This is a genomic window from Streptomyces sp. NPDC046716 (assembly GCF_040645755.1).
GTDB lineage: Bacteria > Actinomycetota > Actinomycetes > Streptomycetales > Streptomycetaceae > Streptomyces.
Genome location: NZ_JBEYYU010000032.1, coordinates 79,054 through 103,324, shown reverse-complemented (window position 1 = coordinate 103,324; position 24,271 = coordinate 79,054). Strand labels below are relative to the sequence as shown.

Below are 24,271 nucleotides of genomic sequence, written 5' to 3'. Positions count from 1 at the left end.
GGTTGAAGTGGACCTCGTACCCCGCGTCGAGGAAGTCCGCGGCGGCGGCGATCCGCTCGGCGACCGGGCTGGTGCGGATGTCCAGCAGGCGGGCGTCGGGAGGGGGCATGAGCGAGAAGCGGATGCGCGTGCGCCCCTGGGGGTCGAGGTGGAGGAGGTCGGGGTTGACGAACTTGGTGGCGAACGACGCCTTCGCCGTCGGCAGTTGGCGGAAGGCGGTGATGTAGTCGGCGGTGTTGTCGCACAGCAGCGCGTCCACCGAGCAGTCGCCGTTCTCCCCGATGTCGTAGACCCATGCGTGTGGATCGCACTGGTTGGGCTCGCTCTTGGGCCCCTGGGCCCGGACGTGCCGGCGGACGTGGGCGACGATCGCCTCGATGTTGGTGAAGAGCGTGATCGGGTTGGCGTATCCCTTGCGTCGGGGGACGTAGCAGTAGGCGCAGGCCATGGCGCAGCCGTTGGAGGTGCCGGGGGCGATCCAGTCCGCGGAACGGCCGTTGGGGCGGGTGACCAGGTGACGCTTGACGCCGAGGACCAGGGTCTCGGTCTTGATCCGGGTCCAGCGCCCGATGTTCCCCTCGTTGCCGTGGAGCGAGGGGATGCGCCAGTGGCCGGCGACCTCGATGACCTCGGCGTCGGGCAGCCGGGCCATGATCTGCCGCCCGCGCGGGGAGTCGAGCGCCTCGCGCTCCGCGTAGACGGACTGGATGTCGAGCAGCCGCCGCGCCTGCGCGCTGTCGCGGAACCCGCCGTCGGCCGGGGCGGGCGCGGGAGCGTCGTCCCAGCCGAACAGGGCCTGCTGGCCGTCCTCGACGGGCCGGGGGTCCTCCGGGGGGCGGTTCACGCGAGGTACCTCCGGAGGTCGCGGTGCGCCGGGGCACCGTCGTGCTTGTCGCTGAGAGCCTATGCGGGGTGGTGGACTCGCGTTCCTCGCCTCACGTCGCGCCAAGTGGCTCACCGGCGCCCAGTTCCGCGTCGACGGCGGCATCGTCCCCGTGGTCTGAGCGGCCTCACACACCTGGAGAGAACGTCATGAGCTTCCATCTGATGTCACTGACCGTGGACGCCGCGGACCTGGAGGGCGAGAGCGCGTTCTGGCACCGGCTGCTCGGCGGCTCGCTCACGAGGACGGCGACGCACCATTTCCTGCGGGCCGACGGTCTGCCCGTGATCGTGATCCAGCACGCACCGGGGCAGGTGCCGCCCCAGTGGCCCGACGGCGCGTCCCAGCAGATGCACGTCGACCTGGCCACGGACGACCTCGCGGGCGCGGAGCAGCGGGTGCTCGCCGGTGGCGGCCGACGGCTGCGGCCCGCGGAGGACGTCGGCAGCACGGCCCGGCCGGACTCCCGGGTGTACTCCAGCCCGGCCGGCCACCCCTTCTGCGTCCGGCCCTCCTGAGCGCCCGGCGCATCGCCGCCGGCCGTACGGGCCCCGTACGCGGCAGAGGGCGGACCCGCCGGGCCCGCCCTCGTCATCGCCTCGATGCGCTCGACGTCAGATGACGCCCTGGGCCAGCATCGCGTCGGCGACGCGCTCGAAGCCCGCGATGTTGGCGCCCGTCACGTAGTCGCCGGGGGCGCCGTAGCGCTCGGCGGTCTCGTGGCAGGTGGCGTGGATGTCCTTCATGATGTGCGCCAGTTCGTCCTCGACCCGCTGGGCCGGCCACGACGTACGGGCGTGGTTCTGCGCCATCTCCAGGGCGCTGACCGCGACGCCGCCCGCGTTGGCCGCCTTGCCGGGGCCGAAGGCGACGCCCGCCTTCTGGAGCAGGTCGACGGCTTCCGGCGTGGTCGGCATGTTGGCGCCCTCGGAGACCGCCTTCACGCCGTTGCGGATCAGCGCGGCCGCGTCGTTCTCGTCCAGCTCGTTCTGGGTGGCCGACGGCAGCGCGACATCGCCGGGGACGTCCCAGACGCGTCCGCCGGGCACGAAGCGGGCGGAGGTGCCCCGGCGCTCGGCGTACGCGTCGACGCGGCCCCGCTCGACCTCCTTGATCTGCTTGAGCAGGTCGAGGTCGATGCCCTTCTCGTCCACGACGTATCCGGAGGAGTCCGAGCAGGTCACCGGGTTCGCGCCGAGGGAGAGCAGCTTCTCGATCGTGTAGATGGCGACGTTGCCGGAGCCCGACACCACCACCGTCTGTCCCTCCAGGTCCTCGCCGCGCTCGCGCAGCATCGCCTCGGCGAACAGCACGTTGCCGTACCCGGTGGCCTCCGGGCGGATCAGCGAGCCGCCCCAGCCCTGGCCCTTGCCGGTGAGGACTCCGGCCTCCCAGCGGTTGGTGATGCGCCGGTACTGGCCGAAGAGATAGCCGATCTCGCGGCCGCCGACGCCGATGTCGCCCGCCGGGACGTCGGTGTGCTCACCGATGTGCCGGTACAGCTCCGTCATGAAGGACTGGCAGAACCGCATGACCTCGGAGTCGCTGCGCCCGTGCGGATCGAAGTCGCTGCCGCCCTTGCCGCCGCCGATGCCGAGACCGGTCAGCGCGTTCTTGAAGATCTGCTCGAAGCCCAGGAACTTGATGACGCCGAGGTTGACCGACGAGTGGAACCGCAGGCCGCCCTTGTACGGGCCGAGCGCGCTGTTGAACTCGACGCGGAAGCCGCGGTTGACCCGCACCCGGCCGCGGTCGTCCTGCCAGGGCACCCGGAACATGACCTGCCGCTCGGGTTCGCACAGCCGCTCCAGCAGGCCCGCCTCGACGTACTCGGGGTGGGCCTCGAGCACCGGCGCCAGCGTCTCCAGCACCTCGTGAGCGGCCTGGTGGAACTCGGGCTGGGCAGGGTTGCGCTGCTCGATCTCGGCGAGGGTTGTGCCGAGTATGTGCTGTATGTCGGATCGCGTCGTCACAGAACGCCTTTCTGGCACGGCTGCCACCGGATCCGGAGCGCGTGCGGCTCGCTCGGGTCCGGTCCATCATGGAACGCTCGGCGCCATTGCCGGGCGCGGGACAAGGTCAGTGTTACGCGCATGTAAACACCTTGACCAGTGAGCACACAGCAGCGGCCCACGATACGAGACTCGAACCCGCGACCGGCGGCCGGCCACGGACGACTCCTGGCCAGAATCCGGAACGGCAAACACGCGGGATCGTCCCGCGTCCGGTCACCCGCGGCTCAGTGCACCCGCCCCCGCGGCTTCAGCGGCACCGTCGGCAGCTCCGGCGCCGGCAGCGGGCCCCCGTCGTACCCCCGCACCTCGCCGAACCGGGCGCCGGTACCGGTGCCGGTGTCCGCCATCCAGTCGGCGCGCGCCCGGACGATGTCCTCGTGCGTCCGCCCGATGAAGTTCCACCACATGATGATCTCCTCGCCGAACGGCGGACCGCCCAGCAGGATCACCCGGGCCGGGGCGTCCGTGTCATTGGTGAGGGTGAGGGTGTCGCGGCCGGGCCCGGCGTACCCCAGCTCGGCCTGCGCGAGCGGCGATCCGGCGAGCCGCACCGTGCCGCGGTCGACCAGGAGGCCGTGCTCGAAGGCGGGGTCGACGGTGAGGGTGACCCGTGCGCGGGGCTCTAGGACGAGTTCGGCGCCGAGGAGCGGGGTGAAGGTGCGTACCGGCGAGACGGACCCCGCCAGTTCGCCCAGGAAGACCCGGATCCGCGCCCCGTCGACCGAGACCGGGTCGGGCGCGTAGTGCTGGAAGTCCCGGTCGGCGTGCCGGTCCGCGTCCGGCAGGGCCACCCACAGCTGGACGCCGTGCAGCACGGTGGTCGACGGCGTGGAGACCTCCGTGTGACTGATCCCGTGGCCGCCGGTCATCAGATTCAGCTCACCGGGCCGGACCATGGCGTGACTGCCGAGGCTGTCGCGGTGCTCGATCTCACCGCTGAACAGCCAGCTCACCGTCTGCAGACCGGTGTGCGGATGGGGCGCGACGTCCATGCCGCCGGTGACGCCCACGTCGTCGGGCCCGTAGTGGTCGACGAAGCACCAGGCGCCGATGAGCGTCCGCGCCCGCTGCGGCAGCGTACGGCGCACGGTCATGGAACGCGGTCCGCCGAGCGGTACGTCCCGTGCGGTCAGGACCTCGACACTGCTGCTCATGGCACCCATCCACCCGACATAGGTTAAGATTCAACTATCTGGGTGGTGATCATACGTCTTGGCTCGCCGAGGCGACGACCACGCCCCGCAGCAGCCCATGGAGGAGTCAGAGTTGAGCGCCGGCACAGCACCCCGGGACGGGCGGGTCTTCGTCGACAAGCAGAGCCCCAAGGCCTACCACGCGCTCGTCGAGACCGCGGAGGCGGTACGGGCCACCGCCGCCGAGGCGGGGCTCGACCGCAGGCTCGTCGAGCTCGTCAACCTGCGGGTCTCGCAGCTCAACGGCTGCGCCTACTGCCTGAACGTGCACACCCGGGCGGCGCTGCGCGCGGGCGAGACGACACAGCGGCTCGGGGTGCTGGCGGCCTGGCGCGACACCGAGGTCTTCACGGACCGCGAGCGCGCCGCCCTGGCGCTCGCCGAGGCGACGACCGGCCCCGCGGACGCCGCCCTCCAGTCGGCCGCGTACGACGACGCCCGCCGGCAGCTCACCGACGACGAGATCTCCGCGGTGATCTGGGTGGCGATCACCATCAACGCCTTCAACCGGGTGTCCATCCTCAGCAAACACCCGGTCCGGGCGGACTGACGGGCCGGGTCAGCGCTTGATGCCGACGCCCGCCAGCAGGCTGATCTGGGCGTCCGTGGGCTCCGTCCCGTCGGCCGGCGCGTCGGGCCGCCAGCGCTGGCAGCACACGAGACCGGGCTCGATCAGGTCGAGCCCGTCGAAGAAGCGCAGGACGTCGGCGTGCGAGCGGAAGTCCACCGGGGAGCCGGACTTCGTGTAGACCTCCGCGACCTTGTTCCACGTGACGGGGTCGAAGTCGGGCGTGCAGTGGTTCATGGCCAGGGCACTGCCCACCGGAAGCGGTTCGAGCAGACGGCGGATGATCGCGTACGGGTCGTTCGGCTCGGTGATGAAGTGCATCAGCGCGTTGAGGGAGAGCGCGATCGGCTGGCTGAAGTCCAGGACCCCCGCGTCCTCCACGGCGCTCATCAGCGCGTCGGCGTCCGTCGCGTCGGCCTCGACATAGGCCGTGCGGCCCTGGGTGGTGCTGCGCATCAGACGCTCGGCGTACTTGAGGACGAGCGGGTCGTTGTCGGCGTACACGACGCGGGCGTCGCGCGCGACGGACTGGGCGACCTGGTGCAGATTGGGCTCGGTCGGAATGCCCGTGCCGATGTCGAGCCACTGGCGGATGCCGTGCTCCTGGGCCAGGACCCGGGTGGCCCGGTGCATGAACGCCCGGTTCTCGCGGGCGGTCAGATAGATCCCCGGGTGGGCCTCCGCCGCGACCAGGGCCGCTTCCTTGTCGATCTCGAAGTGGTCCTTGCCGCCAAGGAAGTAGTCGTACATCCGGGCCGAGTGCGGCCTGCTCGTGTCGAGGTCGCGGCCGGCCTGCCTGGTGGTCATGTTCGCCCTTTCGCGCGTGTGTCCGTCGGCCCGCAGGCCCCTGCTGCCCACCGCCGGTTCACCCGGCGGCCAAATGATCGGCCAGGCCCTCTTTGACCCCGCGGACGAACGCGGCGATCTCCTCCGGCGCGTAGATCAGCGCCGGCCCGGCCGGGTCGGTCGACTGCCGTACGGCCACCCGGCCGTCGGCGAGCTTCTTCGTCTCGACGCACTGCCCGCCGTTCGGCCCGCTCCAGGGACGCTCCCATCCCTGGTCGCCGAGATCGCCGGCCGGCATCCCGTTGTACACGTCCTCGCCGGTGATCGTCACGAGTACTCCTTGCGCATGCGGTTCAAGAGCGCTCTGCTGTCGTCGGACGAGGTCATCAGCGCCATCCGGGAATGGGCCTCCAGATGGGCGACGACGTCCTCGCGCTGATCCAGGTAGACGGCGGCGGAGAGCAGTTCGCTGTAGACGATGTCGGGCAGTTCCGGCTCCTCGAACCGGAAGTACGTGTACGGCGCGCACGCTCCTATGTGGGCTCCCGCGGAGAACGGCACGATGTCGATGCTGACGTGCGGGAGTTCGGACATGTCGAGCAGCCGCTCGATCTGCTCCCGCATCACGTCGGGGCTGCCGACCATCCGGTGCAGGACGGCCTCCTCCATGACCACCCACAGCGTGGGGGCGTCCTCCCGGTCCAGCAGGCCCTGCCGGCGCAGGCGCAGCTCGACGCGGCGCGCCAGCTCCTCCTCGCTGCCGTTCGGCAGGCCGCCGCGCAGTACCGCGTGCGCGTACTCCGGGGTCTGCAACAGGCCCGTCACGTACTGGGGTTCGTAGGTACGCAGCGTCTTGGCGTCGGTCTCCAGGCTCACATAGGCGGTGAACCAGCTGGGCACGACGTCGCGGTAGGAGTGCCACCAACCGGGCTCGTTGGCCTGCTCGGCCAGGTCGACGAACTCCTCTATCTCCTGGCGGTCGGCGCCGAAGGTCTCCAGGAGCTTCTCCACGTAGAGAGGCTTCAGCGCGACCTCGGCCTTCTCCAGCCGACGGATCGTCAGGGTCTTCACCCGCAGGGCTCGCGCCGCGTCCTCCAGCGAGGCACCCGCGCCCAGCCGCATGTCCCGCAGCCGACGGCCGAGGATCATGCGCAGGACCGTCGGCGCACTGGTGCCGGAACGGGCTTCGCTCACGCCCAACCTTCCTGAGGAGACATCAACATCACCATTCTGGCAGTGACTTGATGATGACGCCAGATTGGTACCCCCCACGCTGAAATTATCAGGGAGTCGGTTGCAGCGTGAGTACGATCACGCGCATAGTTGACGCGTGAGCGGTCACGTCGCAGCTCTGGAGGAGCATTCGGCCCGGACGGGGCGCGTGCTGCTGGTGCCGTCGCCGGCACCTCGTCGCAGGGCGTCCGTCTCGTCATCCGCCTCTCACCGCTCCAGCTGCTGCCCGTCCCCCCACACCGCGGCCGCCCCACGGCAGGCCCTGGAAGGCGACCTTCGTGACTCTGCCCCCACCCGGCGCCCCGGCCCCTGCCCCGGCCTTAGAGACGACCGCGCCGCGCCGGGAGTACTGGTTCGGCCTGCCCGCGCTGCGCACCAGCGCGAGATCCGCCCGCGACACCGTGCGCGACCGGCTCCGCGCGTGGCAGGTGCCGGGGGACACCTGCTGCGACGCGGTGCTGCTGGTCTCGGAGTTGACGACGAACGCGGTGCTGCACACCGACAGTGGACACGTCGTCTGCGGCCTCACCCTGACGGGCGACGAGCGGCTGTTGCGGATCGAGCTGCACGACGGCGGCCAGGTCCCGGTCCGGGCGCCCGAGCAGTACCCGGGCCCGGCCGAGGAGAACGGACGGGGCCTGTTCCTCGTGCAGCAGATCGCGGACCGGTGGGGCTCCGCGCGCTCGACACGGGCCGAGGGAAAGGTGGTCTGGGCGGAGTTGACCTCCTGTCCCTGACTCCGCCGATGACCCGACGTCATGCGTTCAGACCGGCACCGCACGGCCCGGCCACGTCCAGGAGGCACCCATGCCCACCCACGCCGACCCCGTCTCTCCCGTCGTGCTGTACGTGTGCGCCGACCGGTCCCCGGCCGGGCCGGGCGCGGCCGCGCAGTGCGCGCGGACCGAAGGCCAGGCGTTCGCCCAGGAGCGCGGGCTGACGATCGCCGAGGTCGTCACCGATACGTACGGTGAGCCCGATCCGGTCCAGCGGACCGGGTGGCGCCGGGTGCGGCAGCTGGTGCAGACGGGCCACGTCACCGAGGTGCTGGTGCGCTGGCCCTGCGCCATCGCCCCGGAGTCGGCGCACGATCTCCGGCACCGCGAGACCACGTGGCTGCAGGACCACGGGGTGCGGCTGCGCTACACCTGGGCGCCGCTGTCGGCCAGGAGCGACGAGGCCTGCTGAGCCGGTCCGCTCACGTCCGGGAGCGGTGGACGCTGACGGCGTAGCCGCCGCCGTCGTACGGGGCCGCGTCCCAGGTGGCGAAGCGGTCGACGAGGTCGAGACCGGCCGCGGCGCAGCAGGCGTCGTACTCGGTCAGTGTGAGGGCGGGCGGCACGGGGAGATGGGCCGCGTCGAGGCCGAAGCCCGCGACGAGGAGGCCGCCCGGGCGCAGGGCGGCGGCGAGGCGTCCGACCACCGTGGACTCCGTGCCGGGGGTGAGCAGCGGCATGACGTTGCCCGCGGCGACCACGAGGTCGAAGTCCGCGTCGACACCGAGCAGGGCCGGGTCGAACGCGGCGAGATCGGTGCGGAACCAGGGCAGTTGGGGAGCCTGGGCCCGCGCCACGTCCAGCATCGACGCGTCGAGGTCGATGCCCACGCAGTCGTAGCCGAGTTCGGCCAGCCGGATCATGACCCGTCCGGTGCCGCAGCCGGCGTCCAGGACGCGGGCCCCGGCGGGCACCAGCGCCGCGCAGAACGAGGCCTCGCCGTGCATGTCCTGCCCGCTGCGGGCCAGCGCCTCGAAGCGTGCGGCGTACTCGCTGCCGGAGGTGCCACCGGTCAGATCCTGCCAACGACTCATGAGATCGACTATAGGTCGCCCGTCGGGCGGGCCGGTCGCCACATGGTGGTGACGACATGGCCGGTGGCGATGGTGATCGTGTCGCGCGGGACGAAGCCGACGCCGCGGTAGCGGTCGATGTTCACGGGGTTGGAGGACTCGAGGTAGGCGGGCGCGCCGAGCGCGTCGATGCGGGCCAGGCTCTCGGCGAGCAGGCCCATGCCCAGGCCCTTGCCGCGGTGGTCGTCGTGGACGCCGAGCAGGGTGAGGAAGAAGCAGGGCTCGTCGGGGTGGGCGGCTTCCAGCTGGTCGTAGATCGCCAGGATGTCCCGGGCGGTGTCCTCACCGGCGGCGCGGGCGAGCAGGTCCGGCAGGGCGGCTTCTTCCGCGGGGGTGAGCTCGGTGCCGCCCGGCGGGATCCAGACGGCGGCGGCTTCGGCGGCCGGTGTCACCAGGGTCCAGGGGTAGCGGAGCGCGGAGGTGACGTACCGGCGCCACATGACCGCCGCCTGTTCGCCGCGCCGTCGCTCGTCCGGGAAGGCCGGGCCCCACAGCGGGTCGTGGAAGAAGGCGCTGGTCAGGGTGGAGACGATGGCGTCGGCGTCCGCCGGGGTGGCGGTGCGGGCGGCGACGGACGGATGAGCGCGAACCATGCGCCCACGATATCCGTTACCAGCTGCGATTTTCGCTACGGATTTCGTTGTCTTCTACGGCTGCTTCAGCTCGATCTCGACGAATGAGTGCGGCGCGTCTCCCGCGTTGACGACCTCGTGCTCGGTGCCTGCCGTACGGGCGTAGGACTCACCGGCCTTCATCGGGGACGGGGTGACGGTGCCGTCGGCGCCGATCACGTCGGTCCGTCCGTCGGTGACCGGCACGACAACGTAGTCGTGGGCGTGGACGTGCCGACCGGTGCTCTGCCCTGCCTCGAAGTCCCAGCGGGTGACGCGGATGCGCTCGTCCTCGTGCTGCACGGTCGCGCGGGCGGTGGTGCTCATGGTGGTTCTCCTTGGCTCGGGTCGGGCATACGGTCGCCCGGCACCGCAGGCTAGCCCCTGGCCTGCCCGTCTCCGCGCGCTCCCTCTACCATCGGCCCTGCTCGGGCGCCTCCGGCGCCGATGTCGAGCAGTCGAGGAAAGGACGTTTCATGCGTGCTCGGAACATAGGCGCGGCCGCCGCGACAGCGCTGGCCGTGGTGGCCGCCCGCGACCTGGTGCAGAAGAAGCACGCCCTGCTGAGAAACTTCCCCGTCGTCGGCCACGCCCGGTATCTCCTGGAGACGATCGGTCCTGAGCTGCGGCAGTACGTCGTGACCTCCAACGACGAGGAGCGGCCGTTCAGCCGCGACCAGCGCAGCTGGATCTACGCGTCGGCGAAGGAGGAGAACAACTACTTCGGGTTCGGCACCGACAACGACGTCGAGCACGTGCAGGGTCACGCGTACGTGAAGCAGCGCACGTTCGCCGGGCCGCTGCCCGATCTGCACGACCCGCAGGCGCCGCTGCCCTCGGCCAAGGTGCTGGGCGGGCCGCGCGGGCGCGCCAAGGCGTTCCGTCCGGCGAGCATCGTGAACATCTCGGCGATGAGCTTCGGTTCGCTGTCGGGCGCGGCCGTCACGGCGCTCAACAAGGGCGCGGCGATGGCCGGGACGATGCACAACACGGGTGAGGGCGGCCTGTCGCCGTACCACCGGAACGGCGGCGATCTGATCCTCCAGATCGGCACGTCGTATTTCGGCTGCCGCGACGAGGACGGCAACTTCAGCCTCGACAAGCTCAAGGCGGTCGTCGCCGGCGCGCCCGTCAAGGCGATCGAGATCAAGCTCTCGCAGGGCGCCAAGCCGGGTCTCGGCGGAATGCTGCCGGGCCCGAAGGTGACCGAGGAGATCGCCGGGATCCGCGGCATCCCCGCGGGCAAGGACTGCGCGTCGCCCTCGCGGCACACCGCGTTCCACGACGTCGACTCGATGCTCGAGTTCGTGGAACTGCTGGCCGCCGAGACCGGTCTGCCGGTCGGGATCAAGAGCGCCGTCGGCGAGATGAGCTTCTGGGAGGAGCTGGCCACCCTGATGGCCCGGGGCGACCGCGGGGTCGACTTCGTGACGATCGACGGGGGCGAGGGCGGCACCGGCGCGGCGCCGCTCATCTTCAGCGACTCGGTGTCGCTGCCGTTCCGGATGGGCTTCTCGCGCGTCTACAGCGTGTTCGCCGAGCGAGGGCTGACCGACGACATCACCTTCATCGGCTCCGGCAAGCTCGGCCTGCCCGAGAACGCCGCCGTCGCCTTCGCGCTCGGCGTCGACATGATCAACGTGGCCCGTGAGGCGATGCTGTCGATCGGCTGCATCCAGGCGCAGAAGTGCCACACCGACAAGTGCCCCACCGGCATCGCCACGCAGTCCCCGTGGCTGGTGCGCGGCGTCGACGCGCCGTCGAAGGCCAACCGGGCCGCCATGTATCTGCGCACCCTGCGCCGCGAGTTGCTGAAGGTGTCGGGGGCGGTCGGTGTCGCTCACCCGTCGCTCATCACGCCCGCCGACATCGACATCATGAACGGCGACTACGAGGCCCGCACCCTCGCGAGCGTCTACGGCTACAAGGACGGCTGGGGCGAACTCTCCCCGGAGCTCGCCCGCCAGATCACCGAGCTGGTCACCGCCGAGCCGGCCGCGCTCCCCGACGCGGCCGGCTGAGCGGCCCTTCACCAGGTGACGGGCAGGGCGTGCAGACCGTAGATGACGGCGTCCCGCTTGAACGGGATCGCGTCGAGGTCGGCGGCGGCGCGCAGGGTGGGGACCCGGCGGAAGAGGGTCGGGTACACCACCTGGAGTTCGAGGCGGGCCAGCGGCTGGCCGAGGCAGTGGTGGGCACCGACGCCGAAGGCCTGGTGGCGGCGGTCGCCCCGGGTGAGGTCGAGTCGGTCGCCGTCGGGGTAGACGGCGGGGTCGCGGTTGGCGAGTTCGCCGAGCAGGATCACCCCGTCGCCGGCCCGGATGGTGCGGCCGGCGATCTCGATGTCCTCGGTCGCGGTGCGCCGCCGCCCGAGGTGGACGATGGTCAGGTAGCGCAGGAGCTCCTCGACGGCCGCGTCGACCACCTTCGGGTCGTCCGTGGTGCGCAACAGGTCGAGCTGGTCCGGGTGCTGGAGGAGCAGCAGCGTCCCCAGCGAGATCATGTTGGCGGTGGTCTCGTGCCCGGCGAGGAGCAGCAGCACGCCCATGGCCGCCGCCTCGGCGGGCGTCAGCGCGTCGGCCGCGACCTGCGCGGCGAGCCGTGACAGCAGGTCCTCGCGCGGGTCGGTGACGCGCTCCGCGACCAGGTCGGCCAGATAGTCGCCGAGTGCGGCGTGGGCGGCGCCGCGCTCCTCGGGGGTGGCGGTCGTGGAGACGATGACCTTGCTGTTGCGCTGGAAGAACGCGTGGTCGGCGTACGGGACTCCGAGCAGTTCCGAGATGACCAGGGACGGGATCGGCAGGGCCAGCGCCTGGACGAGGTCGGCCGGCCGGGGCCCGGCCAGCAGGTCGTCGACGGCGCGGTCGACCATCCTCTGCACCGCGGGGCGCAGGGACTCGATGCGTTTGATGGTGAAGGCGCCGCTGACCATGCGGCGCAGCCTGTTGTGCTCGGGGTCGTCCATGAGGACGAAGCTGAGGTCGGGCCCGGCGTCGGCGCGGGGGCCGTGGTGCGCGACGGGGCTCGGGTAGCCGGGCCGTGCCGGATCGACGCTGAGCCGGGGGTCGGCCAGCAGGCTGCGCTGCTCGGCGTGGCCGGTGACGGTCCACGGGGTGCTGCCGTCCCAGATGCGGGTGCGGGTCAGCGGCCCCTCCTCGGCGAGGGCCCGCATCGGCGGCGAGAGGTCGAAGGGGCAGGCCGCGGCTCGGGGTTCGGGGAAGTCGCGCGGGGGTGCGGAGGACGGGGAAGTCATGTCGGAACCTCGCGATGCAGAGTGGGGGGGGCGGGCGGTGCTAAGCCGCCGGGGCGCCGGCGGCCGGGCTCTCCAGGAGCCGCGACCGGTGCTGCCGGGCCTGCTTGGGCATGTTCCAGCCGAGGACGGCCACGGTGCGGCCCTGGTCCTGGTACGCGGCGACGAAGCGGCGTGCCTCGACGCTTCCCTCCAGGACCGTCAACTCGGCTTCCGGGGTGGGCAGTCCGTGGACGTGGATCCGGGCGTCGAACTGGTCGGTCCAGAAGTACGGCACGGGGTCGTGCCGCCGGGGGTCGCCGAGGAGCCGGGCGGCCACCGTCGTGGCCTGGTCCATGGCGTTGGTCCGGTTCTCCAGGCGGCGCGGCGCGGTGCCGTCCGGACCGGACCAGCGGGCGACGTCCCCGACGGCGTGGATCCCGTCGGCCGCGCGCCCGTTCGCGTCGCAGAGCACGCCGTCGTCCAGCGCCAGGCCGCTGCCGTCGAGCCATGCCGTCCCGGGGACGCAGCCCACGGCGACCACCGCGACCGGTGCGGCCAACAGCCGCCCGTCCGCGAGGCGTACGCCGCCGCTGCCGGTCCGCGTGAAGTCCGTACCGGCGACCGCCGTCCCGAGGTGCAGCCGGGTGCCGTGCCGCCGGTGCAGATCCGTCAGCAACTCGCCCATTTCAGGGCCTAGTTGGGCGCCCATCAGGGTCTGCTGCGGTCCGACGAGGGTGACGTCGACGCCGAGGCCGCGGGCGGTCGCGGCGATCTCCGCACCGAGGACGCCGTCGCCGACGACGACCGTACGTCCGTGCTCGAGCAGCCGTTCGCGCAGGGCGAGCGCGTCGTCGACGGTCCGCAGGGTGTGGACGTGGTCCGTCGGTCCCTCGGCGGGCAGGGAGCGCGGACTCGCGCCGGTGGCGATCACCACGGCGTCGGCGGCCACCTCCCGGCCCGATGCCGTGCGGGCCCTGCGCCGCGGGGCGTCGAGCGCGACGGCCGGGTCGCCCAGCAGGAACTCGGCGTCCAGCGCCGCGAGGTCGGACGGCCTTCGCAGCTCGGCCTGTTCCGGCTGCCAGGTCCCGGCGAGGATCTGTTTGGACAGCGGTGGCCGGTCGTAGGGCGGGTGCCGTTCCGCTCCCAGCACCGTGACGCGTCCTGCGTATCCCTTGCGCCGCAGGGCCTGCACGGTGGCCAGGCCGGCGACCGACGCGCCGACGACCAGGACGCTCGACGGCGCCGTCACGCGTCCTCGCGGAGTTCGATCGCCGCGGCCGGGCAGACGCTCGCGGCCTCGTCGACCGACGGGTGCCGGTCCGCGGGCGGTTCGGCGTCGAGCAGGATCACGATGCCGTCCTCGTCCCGCTGGTCGAAGACCTCGGGCGCGATCAGCACGCACTGGCCGGCGCCGCAGCACTTGCCCTCGTCGACGGTGATCTTCATGGGGGTCACTCCTTCGGTGTGGGGGTGGCGGGTGCGGCGAACATGCCGCTGACGGCGTCGGTGAGGAGCGTGGCCGTCTCACGCCAGGAGGACGGCGGCGCTTCGCCGTGCGCCACCCGCAGTTCGTGCTCGGCGCAGGTGTGGGTGATGAGGAAGGACGCCATCTCGCTCCGGCTGCGGCGCACGTCGGCCGGCACATGGCCGAGGAGCCGGCCCAGTCCGCTCAGGACGGCGGCGACGGCCCGGCGGTTCAGGGCGTCGTCGGTGAGCACGGCCCGCAGGCCGGGGTCGGTCATGAGCTGGGCGGAGAAGCGCGCGTACCAGGACGGGGCGTCGAGCCGCGCCAGGTACTCCGGCACGGGCCGCACCAGACAGGCGACCCACGCGCGGACGTCGTCGGGGTCGTCGATGGCGTGGAGCATGTCCTGACGGACGGCCTCGGCGGCCTGGGAGTGGTGGGCCATGATCGCGCGGACCAGTTCGGTCTTGGAGCCGAAGTGGTAGCCGACCGCGGCCACGTTGCCCTGTCCGGCGGCCTCGCTGATCTGCCGGTTGGAGACGCCCGCGATGCCGCGCTCCGCGTAGAGCCGCTCGGCCGCCGCCATGATGGCCTGCCGGGTCGCCGGTGACCGGGTTCCGGTCCGGGCCGCCGTGCGCTGCGCGGGCGCGGTCACCACGTCACCGGCAGTTCGCGCAGCGGGCCGGTCAGGAGTCCCTCGACCTGACGCAACTCGCTCCGTTCGACCGCGAGTTCGAGTTCGGGCAGGCGGCGCAGCAGCACCTCGAGGACGGTCTGCATCTCGGTGCGGGCCAGTGGCTGGCCGAGGCAGGAGTGGGGGCCCGCGCCGAAGGTCAGGTGCGGATTCGGGGAGCGGGAGAGGTCCATGCTGTCGGCGTCGGTGAAGGCGCGCTCGTCGCGGTTGGCGGCGGACATGCTGCACACGACGGTGGTGCCGCGGGGCACCCGCTCCGTGCCGAACTCGATGTCCTCGTGGACGTAGCGGACCATGCCGAACCCGTTGCTCGGGTCGATCCGCAGGACCTCCTCGACCGCGGACCTGATCAGTGAACGGTCCGCCAGCAGACGCTCCCAGCGGTCGCGCTCGGAGAGGAGCTGGGCGACCATCACGGCGATGAAGCCGGCCGTGGTCTCGTGCCCGGCGAGGAGCAGGGCCTGGCCGGTGGCGACGAGCGCGTCGTCCGGCAGCACGGCGCCTTCGCTGTCGGGCGCGGTGAGCAGCAGCGTGAGCAGGTCCTCCTCGCCCTCGGTGACCCGGCCCGCCTCGAGAGCGGCCCGCTTGTCCGCGATCAGTTCCGTCATGTAGGCGGCGAACTCGCGCTGGGCCGTGGCCATGTCGGCGGCGCTGTGCTTCGTGACGCTCAGGAAGGTGTCCGACCAGCTCTTGAAGGCGTCCCGGTCCCGCTCGGGCACGCCGAGCATGGCGCAGATGACATGGACGGGGAACGGGAAGGCGAGCCCGGCGACCAGGTCGGCGGGGCCCGGCCGTGCGGTCATCTCGTCGATCAGGCGTTCCGTGACCCGCTCCATGTCGGGGCGCAGGGCGCGGATCCGCCGGGCGGTGAACCAGCGTCCGAGGAGCCGGCGCCATCGCTCGTGCCCCACGGCGTTGAGGGTGCGGGCCATCGGGCTGTTGAAGATGTCCCCCTCCCCCTCGGCCACCCGTGCGGCGTCGTCGTTCGCGGCGCCCTCGCGGCTCAGCCGGGGGTCGCCGAGCGCCGTGCGGACGTGTTCGTACCGGGTGAGCAGGGTCGCCTCGTCCCCGCTGGGCAGCGTGACCCGTGCCACCGGGCACTCCTGCCGCATCCGCGCCCACTCGGCCGGCGCTTCGAGCGCGGCGGGCTGGGGGAACGGGTAGCGCCGAACTGCTTCTTCGTCCGTGGTCCCTTGGGGCATGTGAAGGCCTCCGACGTAGGTTCCGGGCTCGCCCTCCACTCAAGTTAAAACGACTGCATTAGGCAAGCGGATGGCTCGATTCCGTCGTGAAGAGTCCGGAACGAACCCGTGCCGGACGCCTCCACGACGAGCCCTCCCGGCCCGGCGCCAGAGGGGTTGGCACGCCGATGACGTGCTCTTGTTGGGACGTTTGCCTTCCCATTGCCCCGTCATGAGCGGCCTGCCTGATGAGCTGTCCGGTACAGGAGGGACGGGGGCGCAATGGCGATCGAACTGCCGGGGGAAGTGGTGTCGTTCCTCCAGTTCATCGGGGTGAACTGGCCGAACGTCAACGAGGACAAGGTCCGTGAGTTCGCCGCGCACGTGCGGGAGTTCGCGGAGAACGTGGACGACACGCACCAGGACTCCACCGCGACGATCAAGAAGCTCGGCGAGGCGTACCAGGGGGCGTCCTACGACGCGCTGCTCGCGAAGTGGGCGCAGCTGTCGAACAGCCACATGACCGAGCTGATCACTGCCTGCCACACGGTGGCGACCGCCCTCGATGCCGCGGCCGATGTGATCGTGGCGATGAAGGGCGAGGCGATCGCCGAACTGGTGGTGCTGGCCGCCACGTTCATCGCCGACCAGGCGGCGGCGGTGGCGACCCTGGGGCTCGCCGAGGCGGCCGAGGTGCTCGTCATCGAGGCCGCGGAGAAGCTGATGGACTTCCTCGAACAGCAACTGGAGCAGTACATCATCGGTCAGGTGATCGAGGCCGCCATGGATCCGCTGGTGGAGACGGTGGGCAAGGCGGTGTCCGGGCTCGTGTTCCAGGCCACCGAGTCCGCGCTCGGCGTCTCCGCCGGGGGCGGCGGCGCGGTCGGCGAGGGGTTCTCGGTGCACCCCGAGCAGATGCACGCACATGCCGAGCTGATGCGCGGCCACGCCGACACGGTGGTCGCGCACGCGCAGGCGTTCCAGACCAAGCTCGCCGGGGTGACGTTCGAGTGAGCAACCAGATCGTCAAGGCCCTGGAGAGCGGGGCGCAGAAGATGGCCAGGACCATCGGCGAGGACGCCGGGAAGGCCGTCAGGGACTTCTACCAGGACACCGGCAAGCGGCTGAAGAAGGTCGCCGACAACCACGTCGAGAACGACGCCAAGCACGCCGCCGAGATGGAGAGGATCCTCAAGGGCGGCGGCAAGGAGGACCTTCCGGGGCCGCACGCGGGCGCCGCCGGGCGAGGCCCCGGCGGCGGACGCGGCGGCCGCGAACAGGTGGAGAACCCGCGCGAGGCGGGCCGCCCGCAGGAGTCGGTGTGCCAGGGCGGCGAGCCGGTGGACATGGCGACGGGCCGGATGTTCATCGAGCAGCAGGACCTGTCCCTGCCCGGCGCCCTCGCGCTGCTGTTCAAGCGCTCGTACGAGTCCGGATACCGCGCCGGGCGCTGGATGGGCCCGCACTGGGTCTGCACCTTCGACGAGCGCCTGGAGATCGACGCCGAGGGCGTGGTGTACCTCAGCGCGGACCGTGTCGCCCAGGCCTATCCGCACCCCGAGGACGGCGAGGCGGTGCAGGCGTCGGCCGGTGCCCGGCTCGACCTGAGGGCGGGCGGCCACGACGGCGAGTACACCCTGACCGACGTCGTCACGGGCCTGGTCCGGGAGTTCGGCGGCGGGCCCGGCGAAGGGACGGCGCTGCTCACCGGGATCCGCGACCGGGCCGGTCACCGGGTCGACTTCGGCTACGCCGCCGACGGCACGCCGCTGAGCATGACGCACTCCGGCGGCTATCGCGTCCTGGTCGGCACCGACGCGGGGCGGATCACCGCGCTGCGGCTCGCCGGTGCCGGGGAGAACGGCGACAGCGCGCTGGTGACCTCGTACGACTACGTCGGCGGGCATCTCAGCGGGGTGTACAACTCCTCGGGCAGGCCGCTGCGGTTCACCAACGACGAGCAGGGCCGGATCGTCTCCTGGACCGACCGCAACCACACCCGCTACCTGTACACGTACGACGAGCGGGACCGGGTCGTCACCGAGGGCGGCGCCGACGGAACGCTCGCCTTCCGCTTCACGTACGGCGAACCGGACCCGGCCACCGGCCTGAAGGTCCACTCCGAGACCAACGCCCTTGGCCACACGACCCGTTACCACGTCAATGAGCACGCACAGATCGTTGCGCAGACCGATCCGCTGGGGAACACGACCCGCTACGAACGCGACGCGTACGACCGGCTGGTGGCGCAGACCGATCCGCTCGGCCGGACCACCCGGTTCGAGTACGGCGACGCGGGCACCCTCATCGCCGTGGTCCGCCCCGACGGAGAGCAGTCCACGGCCGCGTACTTCAGCGACGCGGGCGGGCCGACGCTGCTCACCCGGCCGGGCGGACGGACCTGGCACCAGACCTACGACCGGGCGGGCCGGCGCACCTCGGTCACCGACCCGACCGGCGCGACCACCCGCTACGCCTACGACGAGGCCGGGCACCTCGCCTCCGTCACCGACGCCCTCGGGCACTCCACCCTGATCCGCTGCAACCGCGCCGGACTCCCCGTCGAGGTCACCGACCGCGCGGGCGCGAGCAGCCGGTACGAGCGTGACGCCTTCGGCCGGGTCACCTCCGTCACCGACCAGTTGGGCGGCGTCACCCGGCTGACCTGGAGCGTCGAGGGCAAGCTGACGTCCTACGCGGCGCCCGACGGCTCCGCCGAGAGCTGGGAGTACGACGACGAGGGCAACGTCCTCGCGCACACCGACCGGCTCGGCCAGGTCACGCGCTTCGCGTACACGCCGTTCGAGACCCTCGCCGAGCGCGTCGACCCCGACGGCACCCGGCTGACGTTCGACTACGACGCGCACATGCAGCTCGTGTCCGTCACCGACGCGCTCGGGCAATCCTGGACGTACACCTACGACGCGGCCGGCCAGTTGGTCTCGGAGACCGACTTCGGCGGCCGCAGCGTCGGCTATCACCTGGACGCCGCCGGTCAGCTCGTGGCGCGGACCAACCCGCTGGGGCAGCGGATCCAGTACCAGTACGACGTCGTCGGCCGGCTGACGGCGAAGACGGCCGACGGGGCGCTCACCAGCTACGCCTACGACCCGGCGGGCCATCTGATCCGTGCCACCGGGCCCGACGCCGATCTGCTGCGCACCGTCGACGCGCTGGGCAACCTCCTCAGCGAGACGGTCAACGGGCAGACCCTCACGCACACGCTGGACGCCCTCGGCCGCCGCACCGGCCGGGCCACCCCCCGCGGCCACACCAGTCTGTGGACGTACGACGAGGCGGGCCGGCGCACGTCCCTGACCACCCCCGGCGGCCGGATCGACTTCGCCTACGACGCGGCGGGCCACGAGCGCGAGCGCACCTTCGGGGACCGGCTCACCCTGGCCAGCGCCTGGGACGCCGAGCACCGTCTCACCAGCCAGATCCTCCGGTCCGAGCAGTCGGTGCTGCAGCGGCGCGACTACCGCTACCGGGGTGACGGCTCCGTGACCGGCGTCGAGGACCGGCTCGCGGGCCCCCGCGCCTTCGAACTGGACGCCGCGGGCCGGGTCACCGCCGTGCACGCCGACCGGACCGAGAGCTACGCCTACGACCCGGTCGGCAACCTCACGGACGCCGTCTGGCCCGCCTCCGGCGCGCCGGAGGCGGAGGCCGCGCTCGGTGGACGCACGCTCTCCGGCGGCCGGCTCGACGCCGCGGGACGCGTCCGGTACGAGTACGACGACGCGGGCCGCACCGTGCTGCGGCAGATCACCCGCCTGTCGAAGAAGCCCGCCAACTGGCGCTACACCTGGGACGCCGAGGACCGCCTCACCCACGTCACCACCCCGGACGGCATCCGCTGGCGCTATCTCCACGACCCCCTCGGCCGCCGGATCGCCAAGGAGCGGCTGGGCGCCGACGGTGCCGCCGTCGAGGAACGCACCGACTTCACCTGGGACGGGTCGACCCTGGTCGAGCAGACCGTCCACGCGCCCTCGCTCCCCGGTCCGTACACGATGAGCTGGGACCACCGGGGCCTGCATCCGCTCGCCCAGTCGGAGACCATCACCACCCCGGCGGGCGACGGCATCCCGCAGGAGCAGATCGACCGGCGGTTCTTCGCGATCGTCACCGATCTCGTCGGCACCCCGACCGAACTCGTCGACCCGGCCACCGACACCATCGCGTGGCGGGCCGTCTCGACGCTGTGGGGCAGCACCACATGGTCGGCCGACAGCACCACGTACACGCCGCTGCGCTTCCCCGGCCAGTACTTCGACCCGGAGACCCGGCTCCACTACAACCTCAACCGGTACTACGACCCCGAGACCGCCCGCTACACCACGCCCGACCCGCTCGGTCTCGGCCCGGCGCCCAACCCCGACGCCTACGTGCACAATCCGCACACCTGGTGCGACCCGCTCGGTCTGATGCCGGACCCGTCCGACGCCCTCAAGAAGGAGCTGATGGCCAAGGGCAAGCAGCGGGCGCAGCACGTCGCCGCGGGACTCGGCGACGACGATATGCCCCCGGGCGCCTACTCGGTGGGCAAGGACCGGACCACCGGTAAGGTCTACTACGGCGAGAGCGGCCCGGAGACCGGACACCATCAGTCGGTGAGCGAGGCCCTGCCCGACGAGTCCCAGCGTGCGGACGGGCGGCCGCCCGGAGTCTGCGGTGAACCGCGTATGTTCACCAACGCGATCAAGGACGGCGCCGATCCCAAGAACATCGATCTGGTGACCGTCAACACGAAGGGCAAGAAGTTCAAGATGTGCGAGAACTGCTCGACATGGGTGCCCGACTTCGGAGGAGAGGTCCTGACGGGATGACGGACACCAGGCAGCGCCCTGCGCTCCGGACCTTGCGGGACGACCTGGCGGGGACCGCGTCCCTCACCCTCCACGAGCTGGACGTCGAGCAGGCGTGCGGCCAGTACGCCGAGGACGGCTACGAGATCACGTCCCGGCTCCGTGAGTTCCTGGAGCGGTACGGCGAGATCACCGTGACCTGGCTGTGGCGGCAGCGTGAGCAGACCCTGACGACATCGGTCGGGACGACGCTGGAGTCCACGCACGCCACGCCGCGGAACGTACGGGTCCTCGGCAAGCGGCTCGGCTCCCCCGTCCTGCTGGTCGGCACCGTGTTCTCCACGGAGGAGTCCGTGCTCCTCGCGGAGAACGGCGACATCCTGTTCTACGGGGACGCGGGCTTCCAGCGCGTCGGCCACGGCTTCGAGGACGCGGTCCGCGCGCTGGTCGCGGGCGACTGGGACAAGACGTTCTTCTGAGCCGCCGGGCCGAGGAGCCGAGGGGGCGTCAGCCGCGGGCGGGCTCCTGGACCGGCAGCGGCTTCGCGGGCGTGCCGTCCGTGATGTCCGCGCGGTGCGACTCCTTGGTCAGCGCGATGGCCGCCGCGCTGACCAGGCAGACGCCGGCCAGATAGGCGCTGACCCAGCCGGACCGGGTGCCACCGCCCGCGGCGGCGAGCAGGCTGCTGGCGATGAGCGGCGCCGTACCCGCGCCGAGGGTGGAGGCGAGCTGGTAGCCGAGCGAGGCACCGGTGTACCGGGCGCGGGTGCCGAACATCTCGCTGACGAACGCCGCCATCGGCCCGTACATCGAGGCCTGGAGGATCGGGTTGCCGATGATGTAGGCGGCGAACAGCAGTGTCACCGAACCGCTGTTCACCAGGGCGAACAGCGGGTACGCGGCCGCGGCGGTGACCAGTGCTCCGGTGATCATGACCGGGCGGCGGCCCACCCGGTCCGAGAGGATCGCGAACGCGGGGATGGTGAGGATGTGCAGCGCCGAGGAGACCGTCTGGGCGAGCAGCACGGTGGAGCGCTCGAAGCCGGCGCCGGTGGCGTAGGTGAGCATGAACGTGGCGAGCAGTGACTGCAGGACGAGTGCCGCGCAACCGCCGAGGCAGGACAGGACGATGTTCCTGCGGTAGCGGCGCAACACGGTGAGCAGGGGCGCTTCCTGCCGGGCGGCCGGCTGTTCGGCGGCCCGCCGCCGGGCTTCGGCGAACACCGGGCTCTCGGTGACCTTCAGCCGGATGAACAGGCCGAGCGCCATGAGCACCAGGCTGAGCAGGAACGGTACGCGCCAGCCCCAGGCCAGGAACCGGTCCTCGGGCAGTGCGGAGAACCCGGCGAAGACGGCGGTGGCGAGCACGGCGCCCGCCGGGCCGCCCATGTTCGCGAAGGAGGCCATCAGACCGCGGCGTTCGGTGCTCGCGTGCTCCATGGCCATCAGGGCGGCGCCGCCCCACTCGCCGCCGACGGCGACGCCCTGCACGAGACGGCAGACGACGAGCAGCACCGGTGCCCAGATGCCGATGGTGTCGTAGGTGGGGAGCAGGCCGATGGCGAAGCTGGCGAGCGCCATCAGGGTCATGGTCAGCACCAGCATCGACTTGCGGCCGACCCGGTCGCCGAAGTGCCCGAAGACGATGCCGCCCAGCGGTCGCGCGACATAGCCGACGGCGAGGGTGCCGAAGGCGGCGATGGTGCCGGCCAGCGCGTTCAGGTCGGTGAAGAACAGTTCGTTGAAGACGAGCGAGGCGGCGGCGCCGTACAGCAGGAAGTCGTAGAACTCGATGGCGCTGCCGACAAAGCTGGACAGGGCGATCCGCCGTGACTGGGCGCGACGCGCAGCGTCGTGGGTGGGCATCTGCGGCTCCGGGGGTTCGGTGCGCTGCGGAGGGGGTGCACGCGGGGTGCGGCCGGATCGTCCACGGCCGCGACGCGACAGGTGTGCATTTTCCGCACGAGCGCTTGTAGATAGCGAACACCTTGCGGGCGGCCGCAGAGGGTGTCAAGAGCTGCCCGGATGATCGATCAAAGCGGCCGGGCCCCGGAAAACGCGGCGGGCCCCCACGCGACGTGGGGGCCCGGGGACGGGACGGCGTGCGCCGGTGCGGCTCAGCCCAGCGCGGAGATCTCCTCGGCGACGGCACGCATCGCGGCGACGGATCCGCGCGCCACGTCCTCCCGCGAGGTGATCAGGTTGACGCACATGTGCAGCGCCGGGTCCGCCATGCGCAGGGGCACGGCGACGCCGTACGCGCCGGGCTCGACCTCGCCGAACGTCTGGGCGTAGCCCTGTTCGCGGGCCCGCGCGACCTCGGGCGGCTCGCCCCCTGCGGGCGGACGGAGCGCCGCGAGGGCCAGGCCGGCGGCGCCGGTCCCGACGGGGTGGCGGCTGCCGACCCGGTAGCTGAGGTGGTAGTCCACGGACCACGGCTCGACCACCGCGACGGCCACGGCCTCGTCACCCTCCGCCGAGATCAGCGCGACCGTGGAGCCGAGCTCGTCGGCCGTGCGGCGCAGCACCGGCAGGGCGGCCTCGCGGATGCCCGCCGCGTAGCCGCGCGCCAGCGTGACCGTGCCGGACCCCGCGCGGTAGCGGCCGTCGGACGCTCGGACGACGAGATGGCGCTCGGCGAGCGTGACCAGGATCCGGTAGGCGATCGTGCGATGGACGCCCAGCCGCTGCGCCACGTCCTGCACGGCGAGGCCCTGCGGCTGCGCGGCGACCAGTTCGAGGGCGAGCAGCCCGCGCGCCAGGGTCTGCGACCCGACGGCCTTGCCCGCCGCCCCGCTCCCCCGTCCGGCGGCGCTTCCGGATCCGCCGCCCGGCGCACTCCGCGTGTCCGCCTCCGCCTGGTTGTCGCTCATCCGCCCAGTCTACGGGCGCGGTGGTGACACACCGTCACCCCGGGACCGCGCGCACGCTCACGTAAGGTCGTCAAGGCGGACAGGACGGAAGGAAGACCCCTTGAGCGACGACGCGCCGAGCGGCGTCCTGGGCAAGGCGCTCACGGTGCTGCAGGCCTTCACCGTCGAGGACACCACCCTGGGCTTCGCCGAGCTCCAGCGGCGCACCGACTTCGCGAAGAGCACGCTGCACCGGGTGCTCGGCGATCTGGTGGCCGCCCGGCTGCTCGACCGCGTCCAGGGCCGCTACCGCCTGTCGGGGCTCGTCTTCGAGCTCGGGATGCGCGCGTCGGTCGAGCGCGGACTGCTCGAAGTGGCGACGCCCTTCCTGGAGGACCTGTACGTGCGCACCCACGAGCTGGTGCACCTGGGCACGCGCGAGGGCTCGGAGGTCGTCTACGTCGCCAAGATGGGCGGCCACCGGCAGGCCGACTCGCCCTCGCGGCTCGGCGGGCGGATGCCGCTGCACGCCACGGCGCTCGGCAAGGTCCTGCTGGCCCACGCCCCGGCCGAGGTCCGCGAGGCCACCCTGAGCGGGCCCCTGGAGCGCAAGGCGCCGCGGACCATCACCCACGTCGACGTGCTGGCGCGGCAGCTGTCCGACATCGCCGCCAAGGGCGTGGCCTTCGAGTACGAGGAGTCGGCGGTCGGCATCGTGTGCGTCGCCGCCGGGGTCTTCGGCCCGGCCGACGAGATCGTGGCGGCGGTCAGCGTGACCGGACCGGTGCACCGGTTCCAGCCCGCCCGGCACGCCACCAGCGTGCGCGCGGCCGCCGCGGGGATCTCGGCGACGCTCGGCCGCCGCGCCGAGCTGCGCGGCCACTGATCCGCGGATCCG

At 72.0% G+C, this 24,271-nt stretch carries 25 protein-coding genes and 1 pseudogene; 10 read left to right on the top strand and 16 right to left on the bottom strand.

What is annotated here, in order from left to right:
- Positions 1-844, bottom strand: an 844-nt coding sequence (locus ABZ930_RS23885; RefSeq protein WP_361551043.1) for a spore photoproduct lyase family protein, incomplete at its 3' end; no start/stop codon positions are given.
- 76 nt (positions 845-920) lie between these two features.
- Here ABZ930_RS23885 and ABZ930_RS23880 point away from each other — a divergent pair.
- Both ABZ930_RS23880 and ABZ930_RS23875 read left to right on the top strand, forming a co-directional pair.
- Positions 921-1,004: pseudogene (locus tag ABZ930_RS23880) on the top strand (short-chain dehydrogenase); the annotation flags it as partial.
- Between the two features lie 28 nt (positions 1,005-1,032).
- Positions 1,033-1,401 (top strand): VOC family protein, encoded by a 369-nt coding sequence (locus ABZ930_RS23875; RefSeq protein ID WP_361551040.1) that lies wholly within the window; start codon positions 1,033-1,035, stop codon positions 1,399-1,401.
- A gap of 96 nt (positions 1,402-1,497) precedes the next feature.
- Here ABZ930_RS23875 and gdhA read toward each other — a convergent pair whose 3' ends face one another.
- A complete protein-coding gene (gene gdhA / locus ABZ930_RS23870; protein WP_361551037.1) occupies positions 1,498-2,856 on the bottom strand; it encodes an NADP-specific glutamate dehydrogenase in 1,359 nt (452 codons plus the stop codon).
- 266 nt (positions 2,857-3,122) lie between these two features.
- Positions 3,123-4,052: a pirin family protein gene (locus ABZ930_RS23865; RefSeq protein WP_361551034.1), complete on the bottom strand. Its 930-nt coding sequence runs from the start codon at positions 4,050-4,052 to the stop codon at positions 3,123-3,125.
- A gap of 97 nt (positions 4,053-4,149) precedes the next feature.
- Between ABZ930_RS23865 and ABZ930_RS23860 the strand changes: the two genes are divergently transcribed.
- Positions 4,150-4,641 carry a carboxymuconolactone decarboxylase family protein gene (locus ABZ930_RS23860; protein WP_361551054.1) on the top strand — a complete coding sequence of 164 codons (492 nt, stop codon included), beginning with the start codon at positions 4,150-4,152 and terminating at the stop codon, positions 4,639-4,641.
- A 9-nt stretch (positions 4,642-4,650) separates the two neighbouring features.
- On the opposite strand, the gene ABZ930_RS23855 is transcribed toward ABZ930_RS23860, so the two are convergent.
- The 3 genes from ABZ930_RS23855 to ABZ930_RS23845 are packed head-to-tail and all read right to left on the bottom strand — an operon-like array spanning position 4,651 to position 6,639.
- Positions 4,651-5,466 carry an SAM-dependent methyltransferase gene (locus ABZ930_RS23855; RefSeq protein WP_361551031.1) on the bottom strand — a complete coding sequence of 272 codons (816 nt, stop codon included), beginning with the start codon at positions 5,464-5,466 and terminating at the stop codon, positions 4,651-4,653.
- Positions 5,467-5,524: 58 nt separating this feature from the next.
- Positions 5,525-5,743 carry a DUF397 domain-containing protein gene (locus tag ABZ930_RS23850; protein WP_351447240.1) on the bottom strand — a complete coding sequence of 73 codons (219 nt, stop codon included), beginning with the start codon at positions 5,741-5,743 and terminating at the stop codon, positions 5,525-5,527.
- 29 nt (positions 5,744-5,772) lie between these two features.
- A complete protein-coding gene (locus tag ABZ930_RS23845) occupies positions 5,773-6,639 on the bottom strand; it encodes a helix-turn-helix transcriptional regulator (protein WP_361551028.1) in 867 nt (288 codons plus the stop codon).
- A 398-nt stretch (positions 6,640-7,037) separates the two neighbouring features.
- On the opposite strand from ABZ930_RS23845, the gene ABZ930_RS23840 reads away from it, so the two are divergent.
- The gene (locus ABZ930_RS23840; RefSeq protein WP_361551049.1) at positions 7,038-7,415 is read left to right on the top strand and encodes an ATP-binding protein; all 378 of its coding nucleotides are present in this window, start codon (positions 7,038-7,040) and stop codon (positions 7,413-7,415) included.
- Positions 7,416-7,485: 70 nt separating this feature from the next.
- The gene (locus tag ABZ930_RS23835; protein ID WP_361551025.1) at positions 7,486-7,866 is read left to right on the top strand and encodes a hypothetical protein; all 381 of its coding nucleotides are present in this window, start codon (positions 7,486-7,488) and stop codon (positions 7,864-7,866) included.
- 10 nt (positions 7,867-7,876) lie between these two features.
- Here the strand turns inward: ABZ930_RS23835 and ABZ930_RS23830 are convergent, their stop codons facing one another.
- Genes ABZ930_RS23830 through ABZ930_RS23820 form a run of 3 tightly spaced genes read right to left on the bottom strand, consistent with a single transcriptional unit; the run spans position 7,877 to position 9,465 of the window.
- On the bottom strand, positions 7,877-8,488 hold the full coding sequence (locus tag ABZ930_RS23830) for a class I SAM-dependent methyltransferase (RefSeq protein WP_361551022.1): 612 nt from the start codon (positions 8,486-8,488) through the stop codon (positions 7,877-7,879).
- An 8-nt stretch (positions 8,489-8,496) separates the two neighbouring features.
- On the bottom strand, positions 8,497-9,120 hold the full coding sequence (locus ABZ930_RS23825) for a GNAT family N-acetyltransferase (RefSeq protein ID WP_361551019.1): 624 nt from the start codon (positions 9,118-9,120) through the stop codon (positions 8,497-8,499).
- A gap of 54 nt (positions 9,121-9,174) precedes the next feature.
- Complete coding sequence (locus ABZ930_RS23820; RefSeq protein ID WP_361551016.1) at positions 9,175-9,465, bottom strand: cupin domain-containing protein; 291 nt, start codon at positions 9,463-9,465, stop codon at positions 9,175-9,177.
- 149 nt (positions 9,466-9,614) lie between these two features.
- Here ABZ930_RS23820 and ABZ930_RS23815 point away from each other — a divergent pair, with 149 nt between their 5' ends.
- Positions 9,615-11,159: an FMN-binding glutamate synthase family protein gene (locus ABZ930_RS23815; protein ID WP_361551013.1), complete on the top strand. Its 1,545-nt coding sequence runs from the start codon at positions 9,615-9,617 to the stop codon at positions 11,157-11,159.
- Positions 11,160-11,167: 8 nt separating this feature from the next.
- Here the strand turns inward: ABZ930_RS23815 and ABZ930_RS23810 are convergent, their stop codons facing one another.
- Genes ABZ930_RS23810 through ABZ930_RS23790 form a run of 5 tightly spaced genes read right to left on the bottom strand, consistent with a single transcriptional unit; the run spans position 11,168 to position 15,731 of the window.
- Entirely contained in the window at positions 11,168-12,391 is a 1,224-nt protein-coding gene (locus ABZ930_RS23810) for a cytochrome P450 (RefSeq protein WP_361551010.1), read from the bottom strand.
- A gap of 40 nt (positions 12,392-12,431) precedes the next feature.
- A complete protein-coding gene (locus ABZ930_RS23805) occupies positions 12,432-13,619 on the bottom strand; it encodes an FAD-dependent oxidoreductase (RefSeq protein WP_361551007.1) in 1,188 nt (395 codons plus the stop codon).
- Positions 13,616-13,816 (bottom strand): ferredoxin, encoded by a 201-nt coding sequence (locus ABZ930_RS23800; RefSeq protein ID WP_361551004.1) that lies wholly within the window; start codon positions 13,814-13,816, stop codon positions 13,616-13,618. The genes ABZ930_RS23805 and ABZ930_RS23800 overlap by 4 nt, the downstream gene beginning before the upstream one ends.
- Before the next feature lie 5 nt (positions 13,817-13,821).
- Positions 13,822-14,490: a helix-turn-helix domain-containing protein gene (locus ABZ930_RS23795; protein ID WP_361551001.1), complete on the bottom strand. Its 669-nt coding sequence runs from the start codon at positions 14,488-14,490 to the stop codon at positions 13,822-13,824.
- Entirely contained in the window at positions 14,487-15,731 is a 1,245-nt protein-coding gene (locus ABZ930_RS23790; protein ID WP_361550998.1) for a cytochrome P450, read from the bottom strand. The genes ABZ930_RS23795 and ABZ930_RS23790 overlap by 4 nt, the downstream gene beginning before the upstream one ends.
- 261 nt (positions 15,732-15,992) lie before the next feature.
- Between ABZ930_RS23790 and ABZ930_RS23785 the strand changes: the two genes are divergently transcribed.
- The 3 genes from ABZ930_RS23785 to ABZ930_RS23775 are packed head-to-tail and all read left to right on the top strand — an operon-like array spanning position 15,993 to position 21,000.
- Complete coding sequence (locus tag ABZ930_RS23785; protein ID WP_361550995.1) at positions 15,993-16,724, top strand: WXG100 family type VII secretion target; 732 nt, start codon at positions 15,993-15,995, stop codon at positions 16,722-16,724.
- The gene (locus tag ABZ930_RS23780) at positions 16,721-20,542 is read left to right on the top strand and encodes a DUF6531 domain-containing protein (RefSeq protein ID WP_361550993.1); all 3,822 of its coding nucleotides are present in this window, start codon (positions 16,721-16,723) and stop codon (positions 20,540-20,542) included. The genes ABZ930_RS23785 and ABZ930_RS23780 overlap by 4 nt, the downstream gene beginning before the upstream one ends.
- Entirely contained in the window at positions 20,539-21,000 is a 462-nt protein-coding gene (locus ABZ930_RS23775; protein WP_361550990.1) for an SUKH-3 domain-containing protein, read from the top strand. The genes ABZ930_RS23780 and ABZ930_RS23775 overlap by 4 nt, the downstream gene beginning before the upstream one ends.
- Positions 21,001-21,028: 28 nt before the next feature.
- Here ABZ930_RS23775 and ABZ930_RS23770 read toward each other — a convergent pair whose 3' ends face one another.
- Together ABZ930_RS23770 and ABZ930_RS23765 are read right to left on the bottom strand one after the other, a co-directional pair.
- Entirely contained in the window at positions 21,029-22,387 is a 1,359-nt protein-coding gene (locus tag ABZ930_RS23770) for an MFS transporter (protein WP_361550987.1), read from the bottom strand.
- A 251-nt stretch (positions 22,388-22,638) separates the two neighbouring features.
- Positions 22,639-23,394, bottom strand: a complete 756-nt coding sequence (locus ABZ930_RS23765; RefSeq protein ID WP_361550984.1) for a helix-turn-helix domain-containing protein — start codon at positions 23,392-23,394, stop codon at positions 22,639-22,641.
- A gap of 100 nt (positions 23,395-23,494) precedes the next feature.
- Between ABZ930_RS23765 and ABZ930_RS23760 the strand changes: the two genes are divergently transcribed.
- Positions 23,495-24,259 carry an IclR family transcriptional regulator gene (locus ABZ930_RS23760; protein WP_361550981.1) on the top strand — a complete coding sequence of 255 codons (765 nt, stop codon included), beginning with the start codon at positions 23,495-23,497 and terminating at the stop codon, positions 24,257-24,259.
- Positions 24,260-24,271: the final 12 nt, after the last annotated feature.